The sequence below is a fragment of the Sphingomonas sp. AAP5 genome (genome assembly GCF_004354345.1).
GTDB classification, from domain to species: domain Bacteria; phylum Pseudomonadota; class Alphaproteobacteria; order Sphingomonadales; family Sphingomonadaceae; genus Sphingomonas; species Sphingomonas glacialis.
The window spans coordinates 604,190-620,566 of record NZ_CP037913.1; the positions used below are offsets into that span (position 1 = coordinate 604,190).

The 16,377-nt window shown below is 66.0% G+C and carries 18 protein-coding genes; 8 read left to right on the plus strand and 10 right to left on the minus strand.

The window, feature by feature from the left end; genetic code table 11:
- The first annotated feature begins 65 nt into the window (after positions 1-65).
- Positions 66-1,040, plus strand: a complete 975-nt coding sequence (locus tag E2E30_RS02760; RefSeq protein WP_133187027.1) for a quinone oxidoreductase family protein — start codon at positions 66-68, stop codon at positions 1,038-1,040.
- Here the strand turns inward: E2E30_RS02760 and E2E30_RS02765 are convergent, their stop codons facing one another.
- On the minus strand, positions 1,041-1,490 hold the full coding sequence (locus tag E2E30_RS02765) for a hypothetical protein (RefSeq protein ID WP_133187029.1): 450 nt from the start codon (positions 1,488-1,490) through the stop codon (positions 1,041-1,043). It abuts the gene before it with no gap.
- A gap of 70 nt (positions 1,491-1,560) precedes the next feature.
- Between E2E30_RS02765 and E2E30_RS02770 the strand changes: the two genes are divergently transcribed.
- On the plus strand, positions 1,561-2,148 hold the full coding sequence (locus tag E2E30_RS02770) for a pseudouridine synthase (RefSeq protein ID WP_165954437.1): 588 nt from the start codon (positions 1,561-1,563) through the stop codon (positions 2,146-2,148).
- A gap of 24 nt (positions 2,149-2,172) precedes the next feature.
- Here the strand turns inward: E2E30_RS02770 and E2E30_RS02775 are convergent, their stop codons facing one another.
- From E2E30_RS02775 to E2E30_RS02790, 4 genes are all read right to left on the minus strand, one after another.
- Positions 2,173-2,520, minus strand: a complete 348-nt coding sequence (locus E2E30_RS02775) for a flavodoxin family protein (protein WP_335925461.1) — start codon at positions 2,518-2,520, stop codon at positions 2,173-2,175.
- A gap of 178 nt (positions 2,521-2,698) precedes the next feature.
- The gene (locus tag E2E30_RS02780; protein ID WP_165954438.1) at positions 2,699-4,153 is read right to left on the minus strand and encodes a S41 family peptidase; all 1,455 of its coding nucleotides are present in this window, start codon (positions 4,151-4,153) and stop codon (positions 2,699-2,701) included.
- A 213-nt stretch (positions 4,154-4,366) separates the two neighbouring features.
- Positions 4,367-5,788: a type I glutamate--ammonia ligase gene (gene glnA, locus E2E30_RS02785; RefSeq protein WP_133187035.1), complete on the minus strand. Its 1,422-nt coding sequence runs from the start codon at positions 5,786-5,788 to the stop codon at positions 4,367-4,369.
- Positions 5,789-5,884: 96 nt separating this feature from the next.
- On the minus strand, positions 5,885-6,223 hold the full coding sequence (locus tag E2E30_RS02790; protein ID WP_010183375.1) for a P-II family nitrogen regulator: 339 nt from the start codon (positions 6,221-6,223) through the stop codon (positions 5,885-5,887).
- Between the two features lie 197 nt (positions 6,224-6,420).
- On the opposite strand from E2E30_RS02790, the gene E2E30_RS02795 reads away from it, so the two are divergent.
- Together E2E30_RS02795 and E2E30_RS02800 are read left to right on the plus strand one after the other, a co-directional pair.
- The gene (locus E2E30_RS02795) at positions 6,421-6,660 is read left to right on the plus strand and encodes a CopG family transcriptional regulator (protein WP_133187037.1); all 240 of its coding nucleotides are present in this window, start codon (positions 6,421-6,423) and stop codon (positions 6,658-6,660) included.
- Positions 6,657-7,094: a TA system VapC family ribonuclease toxin gene (locus E2E30_RS02800; protein ID WP_133187039.1), complete on the plus strand. Its 438-nt coding sequence runs from the start codon at positions 6,657-6,659 to the stop codon at positions 7,092-7,094. The genes E2E30_RS02795 and E2E30_RS02800 overlap by 4 nt, the downstream gene beginning before the upstream one ends.
- Before the next feature lie 11 nt (positions 7,095-7,105).
- Here the strand turns inward: E2E30_RS02800 and map are convergent, their stop codons facing one another.
- Entirely contained in the window at positions 7,106-7,930 is an 825-nt protein-coding gene (gene map, locus E2E30_RS02805) for a type I methionyl aminopeptidase (RefSeq protein WP_133187041.1), read from the minus strand.
- A 66-nt stretch (positions 7,931-7,996) separates the two neighbouring features.
- Here map and E2E30_RS02810 point away from each other — a divergent pair, with 66 nt between their 5' ends.
- The 3 genes from E2E30_RS02810 (at position 7,997) to E2E30_RS02825 (ending at position 11,153) form a co-directional block, all read left to right on the plus strand.
- Positions 7,997-8,752 carry a competence/damage-inducible protein A gene (locus tag E2E30_RS02810; protein ID WP_133187043.1) on the plus strand — a complete coding sequence of 252 codons (756 nt, stop codon included), beginning with the start codon at positions 7,997-7,999 and terminating at the stop codon, positions 8,750-8,752.
- A gap of 17 nt (positions 8,753-8,769) precedes the next feature.
- Positions 8,770-9,111, plus strand: coding sequence for a hypothetical protein (locus E2E30_RS02815; RefSeq protein ID WP_133187045.1), 342 nt, complete (start codon positions 8,770-8,772; stop codon positions 9,109-9,111).
- 542 nt (positions 9,112-9,653) lie between these two features.
- On the plus strand, positions 9,654-11,153 hold the full coding sequence (locus E2E30_RS02825) for an MFS transporter (RefSeq protein ID WP_133187049.1): 1,500 nt from the start codon (positions 9,654-9,656) through the stop codon (positions 11,151-11,153).
- 87 nt (positions 11,154-11,240) lie between these two features.
- Here the strand turns inward: E2E30_RS02825 and E2E30_RS02830 are convergent, their stop codons facing one another.
- From E2E30_RS02830 to E2E30_RS02840, 3 genes are all read right to left on the minus strand, one after another.
- On the minus strand, positions 11,241-11,654 hold the full coding sequence (locus E2E30_RS02830) for a DUF6869 domain-containing protein (RefSeq protein WP_165954439.1): 414 nt from the start codon (positions 11,652-11,654) through the stop codon (positions 11,241-11,243).
- 648 nt (positions 11,655-12,302) lie between these two features.
- Positions 12,303-13,109, minus strand: a complete 807-nt coding sequence (locus tag E2E30_RS02835; protein WP_133187053.1) for a ferredoxin--NADP reductase — start codon at positions 13,107-13,109, stop codon at positions 12,303-12,305.
- Positions 13,110-13,389: 280 nt separating this feature from the next.
- On the minus strand, positions 13,390-13,659 hold the full coding sequence (locus tag E2E30_RS02840) for a hypothetical protein (RefSeq protein WP_133187055.1): 270 nt from the start codon (positions 13,657-13,659) through the stop codon (positions 13,390-13,392).
- Between the two features lie 244 nt (positions 13,660-13,903).
- On the opposite strand from E2E30_RS02840, the gene E2E30_RS02845 reads away from it, so the two are divergent.
- Positions 13,904-14,911 carry a LacI family DNA-binding transcriptional regulator gene (locus tag E2E30_RS02845; RefSeq protein WP_133187057.1) on the plus strand — a complete coding sequence of 336 codons (1,008 nt, stop codon included), beginning with the start codon at positions 13,904-13,906 and terminating at the stop codon, positions 14,909-14,911.
- Here the strand turns inward: E2E30_RS02845 and E2E30_RS02850 are convergent, their stop codons facing one another.
- Positions 14,912-16,237 carry an MFS transporter gene (locus E2E30_RS02850; RefSeq protein WP_133187059.1) on the minus strand — a complete coding sequence of 442 codons (1,326 nt, stop codon included), beginning with the start codon at positions 16,235-16,237 and terminating at the stop codon, positions 14,912-14,914. It lies immediately after the preceding gene.
- Positions 16,238-16,377 lie beyond the last annotated feature (140 nt).

Here is a 16,377-nt window from a genome sequence, read left to right on the forward strand (position 1 = left end):
TGCGAGATCGGTTGCAACCCGAAACGCAGATCGTCGGTTGAGCTGTTCCCGCGAGGAGACGACGCATGGCACGTGCCGCAAGATTCGAGCAAATTGGTGGCCCCGACGTGATCGAGTGGGTGAATGTCGATCTGCCCGATCCGGGCCCGGGCGAAGTGCGGATGCGCAACACCGTGGTTGGCCTCAACTACATCGACGTCTATTATCGCACCGGCGTCTATCCCGCCACGCTGCCGAGCGGGCTCGGGTCCGAAGCGGCGGGCGTGGTCGAGGCAGTGGGCGAGGGCGTCACCGACTTCGCGCCCGGCGACCGGGTCGGCACCTTCGGCCCCGCGCTCGGTGCGTATGCGACGGCGCGTAACGTCACCGCTGCCAGCCTGTTGCGCTTACCCGACGATGTCGACGACCGGACGGCCGCCGCGCTGCTCCTCAAGGGCTGCACCACCGAATTCCTGGTCGAGCGCTGCCCCAAGGTCGCGGCGGGGCAGACCGTGCTCGTCCATGCGGCAGCCGGCGGCGTCGGGCATCTGCTCGTCGGCTGGCTGAAAGCGATCGGCGCGATCGTGATCGGGACTGCCGGAAGCGAGGCAAAAGCCGCGCAAGCCAAGGCCGCGGGTGCGGACCATGTCATCCTCCACAAGCACGAGGACATCGCCGCGCGCGTGCGCGAGATCACGCAAGGCAAGGGCGTCCCGATCATCCTAGACGGGGTCGGGATGGCAACCTGGGAGTCGTCGCTGGCGAGCGCCGCGCCGCGCGGGCTGATCGTCAGCTATGGCAATGCCGGCGGCAAGGTGACGGGGGTCGAGCTCGGCGTGCTCGCGGCCAAGGGCTCACTGTTCGTCACGCGGCCGACGCTGTTCAGTTACTATGCGACCCGCGAGGAACGGCTCGCGGGCACCGAGCGGCTGTTCGCGATGCTGCGCAGCGGCGCGATCACGCCCGAGATCGGCCAGACCTTCGCGCTCGAGGATGCGGCGGCGGCGCACCGCGCGCTCGAGGCGGGCGAGACGCGCGGGGCGAGCGTGCTGACGGTGTGATCAGTCGACCGTGGCGGGCTCGCGCGCGGCATCGAAGTGTCGCTCGCACAGCGCGCTGATCGCCTGGTTGAGCGCGCCGACCCGCTCGCGCATGTGGCGCATCATCGCCAGGCCGGCGAGGCGATATTCGGCCCAGTGCGCGTCGATGTCGACGCCGGCCCATTTGCGCTGATAGTCCTGATAATCGAAGCCGAGCTTGATATATTCGGCCTTGAGCGTCCACACCGTCGCGACGTCGGGCCCGCCCGCGCTCAGGATCGGGCTGAACAGCGCGCGCTGGGTATAGGCGTCGAGCGCGTGCAGCGCTGCGGTGAGTTCGGTGCGGAACGGCGTGAGCACAACGCAGGCCCCGGCCTCGCGACCGCTCAAATACGGCTTTGCCCGATCGAGCAGCGTCAACACGTCGGCGTGCAGCCGATGGAACTGGTCAAGCGGGGGGTAGATCCTCATAAGGCCAATCGTGCCGCGAAAGTCTGAAAAATTTGCCACCGGCGCGCGGGCGCGATCGTCGCCGCGACCCGTGGCTCGCCCCGACCGCAAGCCGGTCGCGGTCGGTACGCGCTTGATCGCGCTCAACAAACCGTATGACGTCCTGTCGCAATTCACCGACGCAAATATTTCGGCCGCGCGGCGCACCTTGTCCGAGTTCGTCGCTGTCCCGCATGTTTACCCCGCGGGGCGACTCGACCGCGACAGCGAGGGGCTGCTGCTGCTGACCGACGACGGGCGGTTGCAGGCGCGGATCGCCGACCCGCGCTTCAAGTTGCCCAAGACCTATCTCGTCCAGATCGAGGGCGAACCCGATGCCGCCGCGCTCGACCATTTGCGCCGCGGCGTGCAACTCACCGACGGGATGACGCGCCCCGCCGAGGCCCGGCGGATCGACCCGCCCGCCTTGTGGCCACGCGACCCGCCGGTGCGCTTCCGCAAGAGCGTGCCCGATTGCTGGATCGAGCTGACGATCGCCGAGGGCCGCAACCGCCAGGTCCGCCGGATGACCGCGGCGATCGGCCATCCGACGCTGCGGCTGGTGCGCTGGCGGATCGGCGACTGGTCGCTCGACGGGCTCGCGCCGGGGGAATGGCGCGACCTGCCATACCCCGGCTGAATCGGGGGCCAACGCCGCGGCCGCTCAGCCCGGGTAGGGCGTCGCCTTGAGCAGGCCGGCGCGATGGGCGTCCATCCGCTCGAGCACGCGATTGGCGACGCTGCCGAGCTGGCCCATCCAGACGGGGCCGCCGAAGACGAGGATGTCGGCGGCGAGGATTTTCTCACGGATCGCGTGCCAGGCGTCGCCATCGCCTTCGTCCGAGCTGAAGCCGGGCTTCACGTCGTGCGCGGCGATGCGGATCGTCTCTGTCAGCTCGACGTCGCGTTCGGCGAAGGCGTCCTTGAGCAGGCCGATCATCACGTCGGTCGAGGAGGCCTCGCTGGCGTCGGCCTTGAGCGTGCAGTTGAGGGCGATGGCTTTGAGCGGCATGTGCGGGTCTCCCGGGGGTTGGGGGAGGAACGCGGGGCGGGGGATTTTTTCCCCAGCGAAGGCGCGACGTGGTGAGGATCTCGAACAGGTCGGTGTTGGTCGCGCTAGTTGCGGGGTTGGATCACGCCGCTTCGGGGCCGCAAAATGGCGAACGCATGAAATCGCTTATTCCGTGGGCTCAGGCGCGCACTGCCCAGTCGATCGCTGTTGCAAGCACGGGATCGCGCCCCGCCGCAATATCGGCGGCGCTCGCGGCGACGGCGACGTGCGGGGCCAGCCCAGCATCGGGCTGCGGTGCGCGCGGGAAGGTGCCGACCAGTGGCAAGTCGAACTCCAGCCCGCAGGCGGGCAATCGCACGAAGAAGAAGCATCCGCCGTTGATCCCGCGCTGGTTGCCACCGGTCGCGCTGCCGAACAACCGGACGAGCCCGCTCGCCTTGGCGGTTGCGGCAAACTGGAACGTGGCCGAACTGTTGACCGGTCCGATCAACGCGGCGACGGGCAGCGTCAAGCGTGGCGCGACGGCGGCGATACGACTGCTCGCGCTCTCACCCGGCCGCGCGATGAATCCTCCGGGCAAGTCGGCCCCGCCGACGCCGAGTGTCCTGAAACTGCTGTCCCACGTATCGAGATAGCGGTCGATCTCGGGCGGCGTGCGGCGAAACCGCAATTTCTGGGCGTAATCGATCCTCTGCAGATCGCTCGTCGCCAAACGCGCCAGGATGCTGTCGCCGCAGTCCTCGCCGCCTTCGTTGTCGCGCAGGTCGATCACCAGGCCCTTTGCACCTCCCAGGCTGGCAAGGCGCGCATCGAGCCAGCCGCGCCAATCCCACTTGCTGTCGTACACGCCCCAGCTCGGCATCGTCAGCACCGCCACGCTGTCAGGCCGCATCTGCCAATTCCATAGCGCTGCGGTCTTGTCGGTTGCGCGCAGCGCCATCATCGCGCGGCGCGCGGCAATGCCAGTCGCGGGCAGCGCCACCGTCTTTTCGCCACCATCGGGCGTGCGAACATCGACCTGATGGAGCCCGCCGGTCGGCTCCCCGAACAGCAGGCCGTGGAACACGTCGAAGGTCTCGAGTCGCTCGTCGCCGCGGACCTCGAGGAGCGAGATGCGCTTCGCATCGTTATGACCGTCCGCGCGGACATACGGCATCAATTGCCGGAGTATCGCTTGGGCCGGCACACCGTTGATTCGTCGAATAGTCGTGCCCGGCGGCAAAACCCCGGTCGGCTCGCGCAGCACGATCATGTCCGTGCCGATCCAGCGGAACTGGAATGGGAGACGCGTCGGACGGTCGAACAGCGCGGTCGCTACCGCCTCTTTCTGGTTGAAGAAATTGGCGTAGCTGTGCCCGCACCGTATCGTCGCCAGGAAATGCGCCAGCAGCAGATATTGCGCCTCCAGCGATTGCGCCGCGACGAAATCAATCTCGAGGCGGTCGAGCCGATCCGCAATCTGGCGCGGACTGTTGTAGCGGTAGAGGCCGGGATGCAGCGCGAGCGCCTGTCGCAAGATCGCGATGTCGCCGCGCCGGTTGGCGGCGGTTGCCGGTCCGCCATCGTTGGCGCGAGCAATGACGGGATGCAGCGTGGTCGCGCCGAGCGCGGCAAGCATTTGGCGGCGATTCAACGCATGCTCCCGAAGCAAGTGTCGCGGGAATGTGGCAGCGCAGTGATGCGGTGTCGATTGCAAAAAGGGCGCCCGGATCGCTCCGAGCGCCCTCTCCATAATCCTCGCCGTGGCAAAGCCACGTCGTCGGTCCTCGCTATGGCGAGGCCGGCCGACAGCTCCTGTGGGGACTTCGGCTTCGCCTTGTCCCCACCGGCCGCCGGCGCGGCGGCCTCAGTAGCTGTAGTACATATCGAACTCGACGGGGCTCGGCGTCATTTCCCAACGCTTCACGTCTTCCATCTTCAGCTCGATATACGACTCGATCTGGTCCTTCGAGAACACGTCGCCCTTCAGCAGGAAGTCGTGATCGGCGGCCAGGCAATCGAGCGCCTCGCGGAGCGAACCGCAGACGGTCGGAACCTCGGCGAGCTCTTCGGGCGGCAGGTCGTACAGGTTCTTGTCCATCGCCTCACCCGGGTGGATGCGGTTCTGAATGCCGTCGAGGCCCGCCATGAACAGCGCGGCGTAGCACAGATACGGGTTGGCCATCGCGTCGGGGAAGCGCACTTCGACGCGCTTCGCCTTGGGGCCCGTGCCGTACGGAATGCGGCACGATGCCGAGCGGTTGCGCGCCGAATAGGCGAGCAGCACCGGCGCTTCATAGCCCGGGACCAAGCGCTTGTAGCTGTTGGTCGTCGGGTTGGTGAAGGCGTTGACCGCCTTGGCATGCTTGATGATGCCGCCGATGAAATACAGGCACATGTCCGACAGGCCGGCATAGCCGTTGCCGGCGAAGAGCGGGTTGCCCTTGTCCCAGATCGACAGATGCGTGTGCATCCCCGAGCCGTTATCTTCCTTGATCGGCTTGGGCATGAAGGTGACGGTCTTGCCATAGGCCTGCGCGACGTTGTGGCAGACGTACTTGTAGATCTGCATGCGGTCGGCAGTGACGGTCATCGTGCCGAAGGTCAGGCCGAGCTCGTGCTGGGCTGCCGCCACTTCGTGGTGATGCTTGTCGCAGGGGAGGCCCATTTCGAGCATGGTCGAGACCATCTCGCCGCGGATGTCGACCGCGCTGTCGACCGGCGCGACCGGGAAATAGCCGCCCTTGGCGCGCGGACGGTGGCCGAGATTGCCGCCGTCATAACTGGTGCCAGTGTTGGTCGGCAGCTCGATATCGTCGATCTTGTAATAGCTCGTCGAATAGCTGTTCTCGAACTGGACGTTGTCGAACATGAAGAACTCGGCCTCGGGGCCGATGAAGATCGTGTCGCCGATGCCGGTGGTCTTGAGATACGCCTCGGCGCGCTTGGCGGTCGAGCGCGGATCGCGCGCGTAAAGCTCGCCGGTCGAGGGCTCGACGATGTCGCAGACGAGGATCAGCATCGGGGTGGCCGAGAAGGGGTCGGTCCAGATCGCGTCGAGGTCGGGCATGAGGATCATGTCGGACTCGTTGATCGCCTTCCAGCCCTCGATCGAGGAGCCATCGAACATGAAGCCGTCGGTCAGCTCGTCTTCGCCGACGACGCCGGCGACCATCGTCAGATGCTGCCATTTGCCCTTGGGGTCGGTGAAGCGCAGATCGATCCACTCGATCTCCTGCTCCTTGATCATCTTCAGTACGTCGCTGGCCGTATTCGCTGCCTTAGCCATAGTCCCCACGCCTTTCGTTTTCGAATAGTCTGCCCGAGTGGTTCGGGAATCGTGTGTCGCCCGGATGTTTACGCTGTCACGGAATGTTGCGTTGCGTCAAATCGCGTCCTCGTTGCGCTCGCCAGTGCGGATTCGCAACGCGGTTTCGACGGGAATGACGAAAATCTTGCCGTCGCCGATGCGCCCGGTCTGCGCGGCGGCGGCGATCGCCTCGACCACGCGGTCGGCCATCGCGTCCTCGACGACGACCTCGAGCTTCACCTTGGGGAGGAAGTCGACGACATATTCGGCGCCGCGATAGAGTTCGGTATGGCCCTTCTGGCGGCCGAAGCCCTTGGCCTCGGTCACGGTGATGCCGCTGACGCCGACTTCGTGCAGCGCTTCCTTCACTTCATCGAGCTTGAACGGCTTGATGATCGCCTCGATCTTTTTCACGCTTGCTCCGCCTCCCGCTATGCCGGGTGACCTTACAACAACCGTGCCAGCCGCGCGAGGGGCGGAAATGCTGGGGGGAGTCCTCACAAACGGCTCGTCGCTGCCCAAAGCCTGTACATGGGACGCCGGGCTGCCGGTTTTTGCAGCACCAGATGCGCGATGCTTGATGCGTGATGCGCTGTAGCGTATGAAGCGGAATGCGCACGACCCTGGCTATCGATGACGACGTTCTCTTGGTTGCGCGCGATCTCGCGCGGCAGCAGCGGCGGAGCATCGGGGAGGTCGTGTCGGATTTAGCGCGGCGGTCGTTGCGCTCCGAGGGCTCGGACGGATCGTCGCAGACGATGCGCAACGGATTTGTCTTGCTGCCGGTGAACAATCCCGACGCGGTCATCACGATGGAGATGGTCAATTCGCTCCGCGACGAGCTCGAATGACCTATCTGCTGGACGTCAATGTCCTGATCGCGCTGATCGACCGCCGCCACGTCAACCACGACGTGGCGCATCGCTGGTTTTCGGAGACCGGGCATGCCGCATGGGCAACGTGTCCGCTGACCGAAAACGGCGTGCTGCGGATCGTCGGTCATCCGCGCTACGCGAATACGCCGGGCTCGCCTGCAGCGGTCGTGCCGGTGCTGGCGAGTCTGTGTGCGCTACCCGGCCATGTGTTCTGGCCGGATGCTATTTCCCTGCTGGACGAGCGGCACGTCACCGGCGCGAAGCTTTTCACCTCGGCGCAGCTGACCGACACCTATCTCCTTGCCTTGGCTGCGAGCCGACATGGGAAGCTCGCAACGCTGGACAGTCGGGTCGGGGGGCAGGCCGTGCCGGGGGGCAAGGCCTCGCTCCACGTGATTGCGACCCAATAGGGCGGCCCCCCTCAATACGGCGGCTTGTCGAACCCGCCGGGGCTGAGCGTGAAGATCTCGCAGCCGGTCTCGGTAATGCCGATCGAATGTTCAAACTGCGCCGAGAGCGAGCGATCGCGCGTCACCGCGGTCCAGCCGTCGTCGAGCAGCTTCACGTCGGCGCGGCCGGTGTTGATCATCGGCTCGATCGTGAAGATCATGCCGGGCTTCAACTCGGGCCCGGTGCCGGGCTTGCCGACATGGACGACCTCGGGCGCGTCGTGGAACAGCTGCCCCAGGCCATGCCCGCAAAAATCGCGGACGATGCCATAGCGGTGCTTTTCGGCATGGCGCTGGATCGCGTGGCCGATGTCGCCGAGATGGTTGCCGGGTTTCGCCTGCTCGATGCCGAGCATCAGGCATTCGTAGGTCACTTCGACCAAGCGCTTCGCCTTGATCGGCACGTCGCCGATCAGATACATCCGGCTGCTGTCGCCGTGCCAGCCGCCGAGGATCGGCGTCACGTCGACGTTGACGATGTCGCCGCTTTTCAGCGTCTTCTCGCTCGGGATGCCGTGGCACACGACATGGTTGAGCGAGATGCAGCTCGAATGCGTATAGCCGCGATAGCCGAGCGTCGCGGGGATCCCGCCGCGCTCGACGATGAAGCGGCGGACCATGTCGTCGATCTCGGCGGTCGAGGTGCCGGGCACCATGTGCGGCACGATCATGTCGAGCGTTTCGGCGGCGAGCTTGCCCGCGGCGTGCATTCCGTCGAACGCATCGCGGCCATAGAGCTTGATCGCGCCGGTGCGGCCGGTGGGGGCGTCGGCGGTTACGGTTACATAATCGGTCATGCCCGACGATATAGCGAAATCGCTTTCGCTTTGCGAGGGGGCGGTGGCGGGGCTATGGCTGTTGGCATGACCACACGCATCTGGACGGCCGCGCTCGCGGTGATCGGCGACGAAATCCTGTCGGGCCGAACGCAGGACAAGAATGTCGCGCAGATCGCGACCTGGCTCAACGTCCAGGGGATCCGCCTCGCCGAGGTGCGGATCGTCGCGGACAAGCCCGAGGCGATCGTCGAGGCGGTCAATATCTTGCGGGAACGCAACGATTATCTGTTCACGACCGGCGGGATCGGGCCGACGCATGACGACATCACCGTCGATGCGATCGCCGAGGCGCTCGGGGTGCCGGTGGTGTTCCATCCGCAGGCGGTGGCGGTGCTCGACAGCTATTACGCGAGCCGCGGCGGGTTGACCGAGACGCGCAAGCGGATGGCGCGCGTGCCCGAGGGGGCCGATTTGATCGAGAACCGCATGTCGGGCGCGCCGGGGATCCGCGTCGGCAATATCTTCATCATGGCGGGCGTCCCGCATATCACTGCGGGGATGCTCGATGCGTTGACCGGTACGCTCGAGGGCGGGCTGCCCGTGCTGTCGCGCACGATCGGCTGCTGGGTCGCCGAGAGCGAGGTCGCCGACGTGCTGCGCCAGGCCGAGAAGAGCCATGAAGGCGTTGCGATCGGCAGTTACCCCTTCTTTCGCGACGGGCGCACTGGCGCCAACTTCGTCGTGCGCGCGACCGATGCGGCACTCGCCGATCGCTGCATCGCCGATCTGACGCAGGCGTTGGAGGCGACCGGTCGCAGCGTCGTCGCCGGCGGGATTTGAGACTTGGGAGCGAAGCGATGAAGCGCATCTATCTGGCGGCACTGCTCACGGTGAGCTTGGCGGCGTGCGATGGCAGCCCGACGGGCAGCAGCGCGCCCGCCGCGGTCGCGACGCATGATCCGATGGAAGCCAAGATCGATGCCCTCTCGCCGTCGCTCCAGCAAACGACGATGTTCCGCGCGATTCGGGACGGCGGCTATACCTGCCAGAAGATCGTGCGGATGGAGAAGCACGCGCCGATCGAGGGCAAGGCGGTGTGGATCGCCGAGTGCGACGACAAGGGGCAATATGTCATCACGCTCCAGCCCGGCGGGATCTTCTGGGTGAGCGGCGTGCCGCAGCCGAAGAAGCCGCGCTGACGCGGACCAAGCTTAGCGTCTGCCAGCGTAAGCGACGCTTTGCGGACGAGGCGGCGGCGGCGGAGGCGATCGTTCGCTCCGGGCTGGTGTTGCGGAGCTATCGATGCGATCGGTGCCGGCAGTTTCATCTGACCAGCCGGACCAAGGGCAAGCGCGTGGTGGGGATCGGTACCGTCCGCGGCTCTCCCCATCCCGCCGTCATCCCCGTTAAGGCGGGGATCCCGCTGCCTGGCGCGGGCCGGGAAGAAGAGGCGGGACCCTCGCCTTCGCGAGGGTGACGGGGTGGGGGCGAGGGTGCCGAGTAGGGCGCGCGACGGCAGGCGGCTCGCATCGATACCGGATCAAGTCCGGTATGACGGGCGTTGGACCGGCGGAATGGGCCTTGTGCCGCCTCACATCGCCGTTGCAGCAATGCGCTGCGAAGCCCACATAGCCGCTTCCGCCAATCACCCGATCAGCCGATCAAGCGCTGGCATTGGAGCGCCCATCCATCCGGTTCAGCCACCCTGCGGCGGGGCTGATCCAAAACCTTCGGACATCCCATGAGAGTGCGCCGCCGGGGCCTCGCCTCGATCAACAGCGAAATCCGCGACGGCATCCTGCCCGCCGCCGGCGACATCGCGCAGGTCGCGCGCGAGGACAATGCGGTCGATCATACGCCCAAGAATTACCGGCTGGTCGCGCTGATCATCGCTTGCGCGCTGTTCATGGAGCAGATGGACGCGACGATCCTCGCCACCGCACTGCCGACGATGGCGCGCGATTTCCACGTTCCCGCGACCAATATGAGCTCGGCGCTGACCTCCTATTTGCTCGCGCTCGCGATCTTCATCCCGGCGAGCGGGCGGCTGGCGGATCGCTTCGGCTCGCGCACCGTGTTCCGCGCGGCGATCCTGATCTTCGTCGCGGGATCGGCCTTGTGCGGGGTCGCGCCGAGCCTGCCGTTCATCATGGGCGCGCGCTTCCTGCAGGGGCTGGGGGGCGCGATGATGATCCCGATCGGGCGGCTCGTCCTGCTGCGCAGCGTCGCCAAGGAGGACATGGTCTCGGCGATGTCGTGGCTGATCATGCCCGCGCTGATCGGGCCGATCCTCGGGCCGCCGGTCGGCGGGGCGATCGTCACCTATCTCGACTGGCGCTGGATCTTCTATCTCAATTTGCCGATCGGGCTGCTCGGCGTGTTCCTGGTGACGCGCTATATCGGCGAGGTGCGCGCCGAGACGCCGGTGCGGGCGGACCCGTGGGGATTCGTGCTGTCGGGCGTGGCGCTCGGCTGCTTGCTGTTCGGGTTCGAGATGACGAGTCGGACGGGCGAACTGCCGCTCGCGCTCGGCCTGATCGGGATCGGCTGTGTCGCGGGTGCGCTCTACATCCGCCATGCGCGGCACCGTGCCGATCCGATCCTCGATCTGTCGCTGATGCGCGTGCCGACCTTCCGCCTGTCGCTGATCGGCGGATCGCTGACGCGGATCACGCAAGGCGCGCAGCCCTTCCTGCTGCCGATGATGCTGCAATTGGGCTTCGGCATGACCGCGGCGGCGAGCGGCGCGATCACCGTCGCGGGGGCGATCGGGTCGCTCGCGATGAAGGGGCTCGCGCCGCGCATCCTGCGGCGCTGGGGGTTCCGGAGGAGTCTGATCATCGGCGGGCTCGGGGCGAGCGCGGGCTATGCGGTGTGCGGGCTGTTCCGGCCCGATTGGCCGGTGCCGCTGATCTTCGGGGTGTTGATGGTATCGGGCTTCTTCATGTCGTTCCAATTCTCGGCGTACAACACAATCGCCTATGACGAGATTCCGAGCGAACGGATGAGCTCGGCGACGAGCTTCTACGCGACCTTCCAGCAATTGATGCTGTCGCTCGGGATCTGTGTTGGTGCAGCGGCGCTGCATGTCGGGATGCTGGGGGGCGGGCATGCGCTGCCGCGGCTGGGGGATTTCACGCTGGCGTTCTGGGTGGTGACCGCGGTCTCGGCGAGCGCGACGATCTGGAACGCGCGGTTTGCGGCCGATGCGGGGGCGGGGATGAGCGGGCATCGGGGGTGATGGGTGTGAGGCGTTTGCGCTTTTGGCGGGCTTTCAGCCCACTTGGAGCCGACTTGTTAGCGTTGATACGATACGTCTATCAGACTTTCATTCGCGCGGCGGTACGGTCGAAAGGGCGGGCTCTTCATGCGGTCCAGTGATACGAAATATCTTAATCGCCTCCCACGCTTTTGAAGAGATTGCGACCTTAAAAGGGTTGCTGAGCAGCCAGCGGAAGCGAGCAGACCTATGTGCCTCGGAGACGATACGGTCGAGTAACTCTGGTGACGGATCGCAAAGAACGTCCTCTAGATTTCCACACCCCATAAGTTGCAGAAACTCTGCATCGTCAGTCTCGGATGCGGCAATTATCACATAAGCCAGTGACTTTTCGGGGTCGTCGAAGTGACAAGTGATAATCTCGCCAAAGTCGTCGGCTAGATTGTTAGGCCATTCACAGTCGAAATGTTCGGCGTAGGCGAGCATTTGTCGCCGCAGTTTGTTAGCATCCGGACGAGCCAACGTCCGCTCTAGTTCGCTAGAGTATGTGTTAGCTCCCATGTGGGCAGATAGTAGCAGGGTCACAAGGCAGCGCAAGCCTACCTTCAATCTATCTCTACTGAAAGCTACCCATCCGCCTTGATTAGCAGAGGCGGATATAGCCGCTACCGTCGCCCCGGCGGAGGCCGGGGCCTCTGGGTGGCTTGGCGTGGGGCCGGACACAAAAGGGGTGGCCCCGGCCTTCGCCGGGGCGACGGTTATCGGTGTGGGCCGCTCCGCGAACGTCGGACGGCGTGACCAGACTTCAGGGTTTAGACGACGCCTGACGGGAAGGGATGACCTGGCTCCGCCCCTCCCCTTCAGGGGAGGGGATGGGGGTGGGGGATGCATCGCAGAGAGCTAGCGTTGTGACTTCCCCAACCCAACCCCTCCCCTGAAGGGGAGGGGCTTTTGAGCTGCGGGGCGCGAATTCGAGTCTTCCATGAGACGAAGCGTCTTGCGATGGACGAAACTGCGCGTGGACGAGGCCACACGGCGGGGACCCGCCCAGCTCCGTCATCCCCGCAAAAGCGGGGATCCCGCTGCCTAGCCCGCGGTCCGATGCAGAAGCGGGACCCTCGCTTTCGCGAGGGTGACGGGGGCTACCCAATGTCGGGAATCAGCCGCCCGTCACCCGACGAACGCGCGCTCGATCACATATTGGCCCGGGTGCGAGTTCGAACCCTCGACGAAGCCCATCGCCTCGAGCTTCGCCGCCAGATCCTTGATCATCTCCATGCTGCCGCACAGCATGATCCGGTCGGTCTCCGGGTCGAGCTGCTTCTCGCCGGGCATGTCGGCGAACAGCGTGCCGTCGTCGATCAGTTTGTCGATCCGCCCGCTGGTGTGGAACGGCTCGCGCGTCACGGTCGGCACGTAGGAAAATTGCGTCGCCGCCTGCTCGTCGACCAGCGGATCGTCCGCCAGCTTCGCCTCGAGCGGCTCACGATAGGCGAGGTCGGTCACGCGACGCACGCTGTGGACGATCTGGATCTGGTCGAAGCGATCGTAAATCTCGGGATCGCGCGCGACGCTGAGGAACGGCGCGAGGCCGGTGCCGGTCGACAGCATGAACAAGCGCTTGCCCGGCAGCAACGCGTCGGCGACGAGCGTGCCGGTCGGCTTGCGGCCGAGATAGACCTGGTCGCCCGGCTGGATCTGCGACAGGCGCGAGGTGAGCGGGCCGTCGGGCACGCGGATCGAGAGGAATTCGAGCTCTTCGGCATAGGCCGGGCTGGCGATCGAGTAAGCGCGCAGCAACGGGCGCTGCTCGCCGGCCAAGCCGAGCATCACGAATTCGCCCGAGCGGAAGCGGAAGCTCGCGGGGCGCGTGATCGTGAAGCTGAACAGATGCTCGTTCCACATCCGCACGCTGAGCACGGTCTCGACGCTCAACGCCGAGGTCGGTTCGAGCGAGGTTGGTTCGCTACTGGGCATGCTCGTCACCACATCACTCATCGATAGATCGTCCTTCAATGCAAGTTCGCCGCCACGCCATGCCACCGGGTATGCTCCCGATCTTGGCGCGGCTGCCCATCGCACCTCTTCCTGCAGAATGAACGCCTGACCGCGCGAGTCGGTGCCGTTGCGGGCCCGACCAGCGCGACATGGGGCCGCATACAGCGCGGCGCCCGGGCGATCGACATAATCGCGCACCCGTTACTCCGGTCGGGCGGCATAATTCAACGTGTAACTTTACCGCGATCGCGCGGGCGGGTCAGTCGGGCAGCTTCTCGACCAGGGCGGCGATGCTGTTCCCGGTAAAGGTGGTCAGCGACACGCCGTCGAGCTGGATCGCGCGCTCGAGCGTCAGCGTCGCTGCGGATTGGTGCGCGGGGTCGAGCGCGCGCCACGCGCGCACCGCGCCTTCGAGGCTGGTGACTTCGGCCACGTCTTCCGCGCCGCGCGGCACGTCTTCGAGCGACGCGCTCATCCGCCATTCGATGGGGGGCGTCTTGGTGTCTTTGCCCCAGGTCGCTTCAACCATGATCGTTCGCCTTTTCGCTAGGAATGCCCGCAGGCTCGAGACGTACAGCGTCGGGAGGCGCCGGTATGTTCCCCCGCACGCGCCCGCGCGACCGCAAATCGCGGTGCGCGCGCAGGCGCAAGATACCGCATAGCGGCGGATATTCCGTGAAAATTCGATCGCGTTCGGCGTGCAGCCGTGCGCAACGCGCCGGGGGTTCGCGTTAGCGGTTGGCGTTTCGCGCCGGACACGGCAAAGGTCGGGGATGCCTGTGACCACGACCGTGACGACCCTGGCCGAACTTGCCGAACTGGCGGGCGTTTCCGTCGCCACGGTTTCGCGATCGCTCGCGGGGAACCCCGTGATCGCCAAGGCGACGCGCGATCGGATCGTCGGCTTGGCGAGCGAGCATGGCTTCAAGGTCAACCAGGCCGCGCGCAACCTCCGCCTCGGGCGAACGGGGGCGATCGGCGTGGTGCTGCCGCTCGGCCACGAAGCCGAGCAGCATCTGTCGGATCCGTTCTTCATGAGCTTGCTCGGGCCGCTGGCAGACGCGATCGCCGATCGCGGGCACGATTTGCTGCTGTCGCGGGTGATCCCGGCGAACGATCGCTGGCTCGACGCGATCGTCGACGCCGGGCGCGTCGACGGCGTCGTCGTGGTCGGCCAGTCGAACCAGATCGACGCGATCGAGCGCGTCGCCGCGCGCTATCGCCCGATCGTCGTGTGGGGCGCGGACGTGCCCGACAAGACGCAGACCACCGTCGGGACCGACAATGTCGCGGGCGGGCGGCTCGCCGCCGAGCATTTGCTCGCGCAGGGGCGCCGGCGGCTGGCGTTCTTCGGCAATATCGAGGTGCCCGAATTCGCGGCGCGCTATGTCGGGTTCCAGCAAGCGCTCGCCGCGTCGGGGAGCGGGCAGGCGACGCTGCTGCCGATGCATTTGACGAGCGAGGCGTCGTACGCCGCGATCGAAGCCTATCTCGCCGGGCATTCGTCGCCCGACGGCATCGTCGCCGCGTCGGACGTCATCGCGATGAGCGCGCTGCGGGCACTCGCGGCGCACGGCAAGCGCGTGCCGCAGGACGTCAGCGTGGTCGGCTATGACGACGTCGTGATCGCGATGCACACCACGCCGCCGCTCACCACGGTGCGGCAGGATGTCGCGCGCGGGGCGGGGGTGCTGGTCGATCTGCTGTTCCGCCGGATCGAGGGCGCCGACGTCGAGTCGGTGACGATGGCGCCCGAACTGATCCTGCGCGGCTCGGCCTGATCAGGCGCCCGCGGGGCGGGCCGGCGTGCGGATCCGCCACGTCGCCACGGCGGCTGCAAGCATCATCGCGCCGCCCAGCATGAGGACGTGGCGCGGATCGCCGCCGAGCAGCGGGCGGTAGGCGAGCCACACGAACAGGATCTCGACCATCATCGGGATGACGATGAACATGTTGAAGATGCCCATATAGACGCCGGTCCGCTCGGGCGGGATCGCGTTGGCGAGCATCAGATAGGGGTTGCCCATCAAGCTGCCCCAGCCGATGCCGATGCCGACCATCGCGACGATCAGCAGCGGGATCGATCCGGTCGACGCGATCGTCAGCATGGCCGCGCCCGATGCCACCATCGCGACCGCATGGATCGGCTTGGCGCCGAAGCGCCGCGCGAACGGCACCATCGCAAAGGCCGAGACGCACGCGACGAAATTGTAGAACGCGCCGAGCTGCCCGTTGAGCAGCCCCGCATCGCGGAAGCCGACGCTCGCCGGATCGCTGGTGTGGAACACCCCGCGGGCAAGCGCGAGCACGACATATTGCCAGTAGCAGAACATCCCGAACCACTGGAAAAGCATCGCTACGGCCAACTGCCGCATCGTCGGCGGCATGTCGCGGATCGCGTCGACCAGCCCGGTGATCGTCGAGCGGACCGACAGCGGATCGGCGGTGATCGCAGCGTCCTCCTCCGGCGTCAGCGGCAATTCGGGGACGCGCCACACCGACCACAGGATCGTCGTGATCGACAGGATCGCCCCGATCAGGAAGCTGATTCGCGTGATTTCGGGAATGCCGTTGCTGTCGAGCGCATCCTTGTTGATGCCCCACCACACCAGCAACGAGGGGGCGAGATACGACAGCGTCTGTGCGAGCCCGGTGAAGGCGCTCTGCGTCAGGAAGCCGAGCGGGCGCTGCTGCTCGACGAGCCGGTCGCTGACATAGGCGCGGTACGGCTCCATCGTCACGTTGTTGGCCGCATCGAGCACCCATAACAGGCTCGCCGCCATCCACAGCGTGCGGCTGTACGGCATCGCGAACAGCGACAGGCTGCACAGGATCGCGCCGATCAGGAAATACGGAGTGCGGCGCCCGAGCCGGGTGCGCGTGCGGTCGCTCATTGATCCGATCAGCGGCTGTATGATGAGCCCGGTCATCGGGCCCGCCAGCCACAGCAGCGGCATGCTGCCCTCGTCGGCGCCGAGATAGCTGTAGATCGGCCCCATATTGCTTTGTTGCAGCCCGAAACTGAATTGCAGCCCGAGGAACCCGAGGTTCATCTGCAGGATGCGCGCGAACGACAAATGCACCTTGCCGACCGATCCTCTCGTCACATTCTCTCTCCCCGTGGGCGGACTGTTGCCGCCCTGCAACGCGCTGTAGCTGTTTGCGCAATCGTTTGCAATTTCCGCTTGCAATCGTTTGCGCGAAAAGTTTAGGGCCGGTGCGAGCCGAATAAACGGCCTTACCGTTT

Bases quoted from the DNA above. Each gene is read 5' to 3' on its own strand.
- E2E30_RS02810 (WP_133187043.1), top strand. From the start codon at position 7,997: ATGACCACACGCATCTGGACGGCCGCGCTCGCGGTGATCGGCGACGAA.
- E2E30_RS02845 (WP_133187057.1), top strand. From the start codon at position 13,904: ATGCCTGTGACCACGACCGTGACGACCCTGGCCGAACTTGCCGAACTG.
- map (WP_133187041.1), bottom strand. From the start codon at position 7,930: ATGACCGATTATGTAACCGTAACCGCCGACGCCCCCACCGGCCGCACC.
- E2E30_RS02765 (WP_133187029.1), bottom strand. From the start codon at position 1,490: ATGAGGATCTACCCCCCGCTTGACCAGTTCCATCGGCTGCACGCCGAC.
- E2E30_RS02825 (WP_133187049.1), top strand. From the start codon at position 9,654: ATGAGAGTGCGCCGCCGGGGCCTCGCCTCGATCAACAGCGAAATCCGC.
- E2E30_RS02775 (WP_335925461.1), bottom strand. From the start codon at position 2,520: ATGCCGCTCAAAGCCATCGCCCTCAACTGCACGCTCAAGGCCGACGCC.
- E2E30_RS02840 (WP_133187055.1), bottom strand. From the start codon at position 13,659: ATGGTTGAAGCGACCTGGGGCAAAGACACCAAGACGCCCCCCATCGAA.
- E2E30_RS02835 (WP_133187053.1), bottom strand. From the start codon at position 13,109: ATGCCCAGTAGCGAACCAACCTCGCTCGAACCGACCTCGGCGTTGAGC.
- glnA (WP_133187035.1), bottom strand. From the start codon at position 5,788: ATGGCTAAGGCAGCGAATACGGCCAGCGACGTACTGAAGATGATCAAG.
- E2E30_RS02795 (WP_133187037.1), top strand. From the start codon at position 6,421: ATGCGCACGACCCTGGCTATCGATGACGACGTTCTCTTGGTTGCGCGC.
- E2E30_RS02815 (WP_133187045.1), top strand. From the start codon at position 8,770: ATGAAGCGCATCTATCTGGCGGCACTGCTCACGGTGAGCTTGGCGGCG.
- E2E30_RS02800 (WP_133187039.1), top strand. From the start codon at position 6,657: ATGACCTATCTGCTGGACGTCAATGTCCTGATCGCGCTGATCGACCGC.
- E2E30_RS02760 (WP_133187027.1), top strand. From the start codon at position 66: ATGGCACGTGCCGCAAGATTCGAGCAAATTGGTGGCCCCGACGTGATC.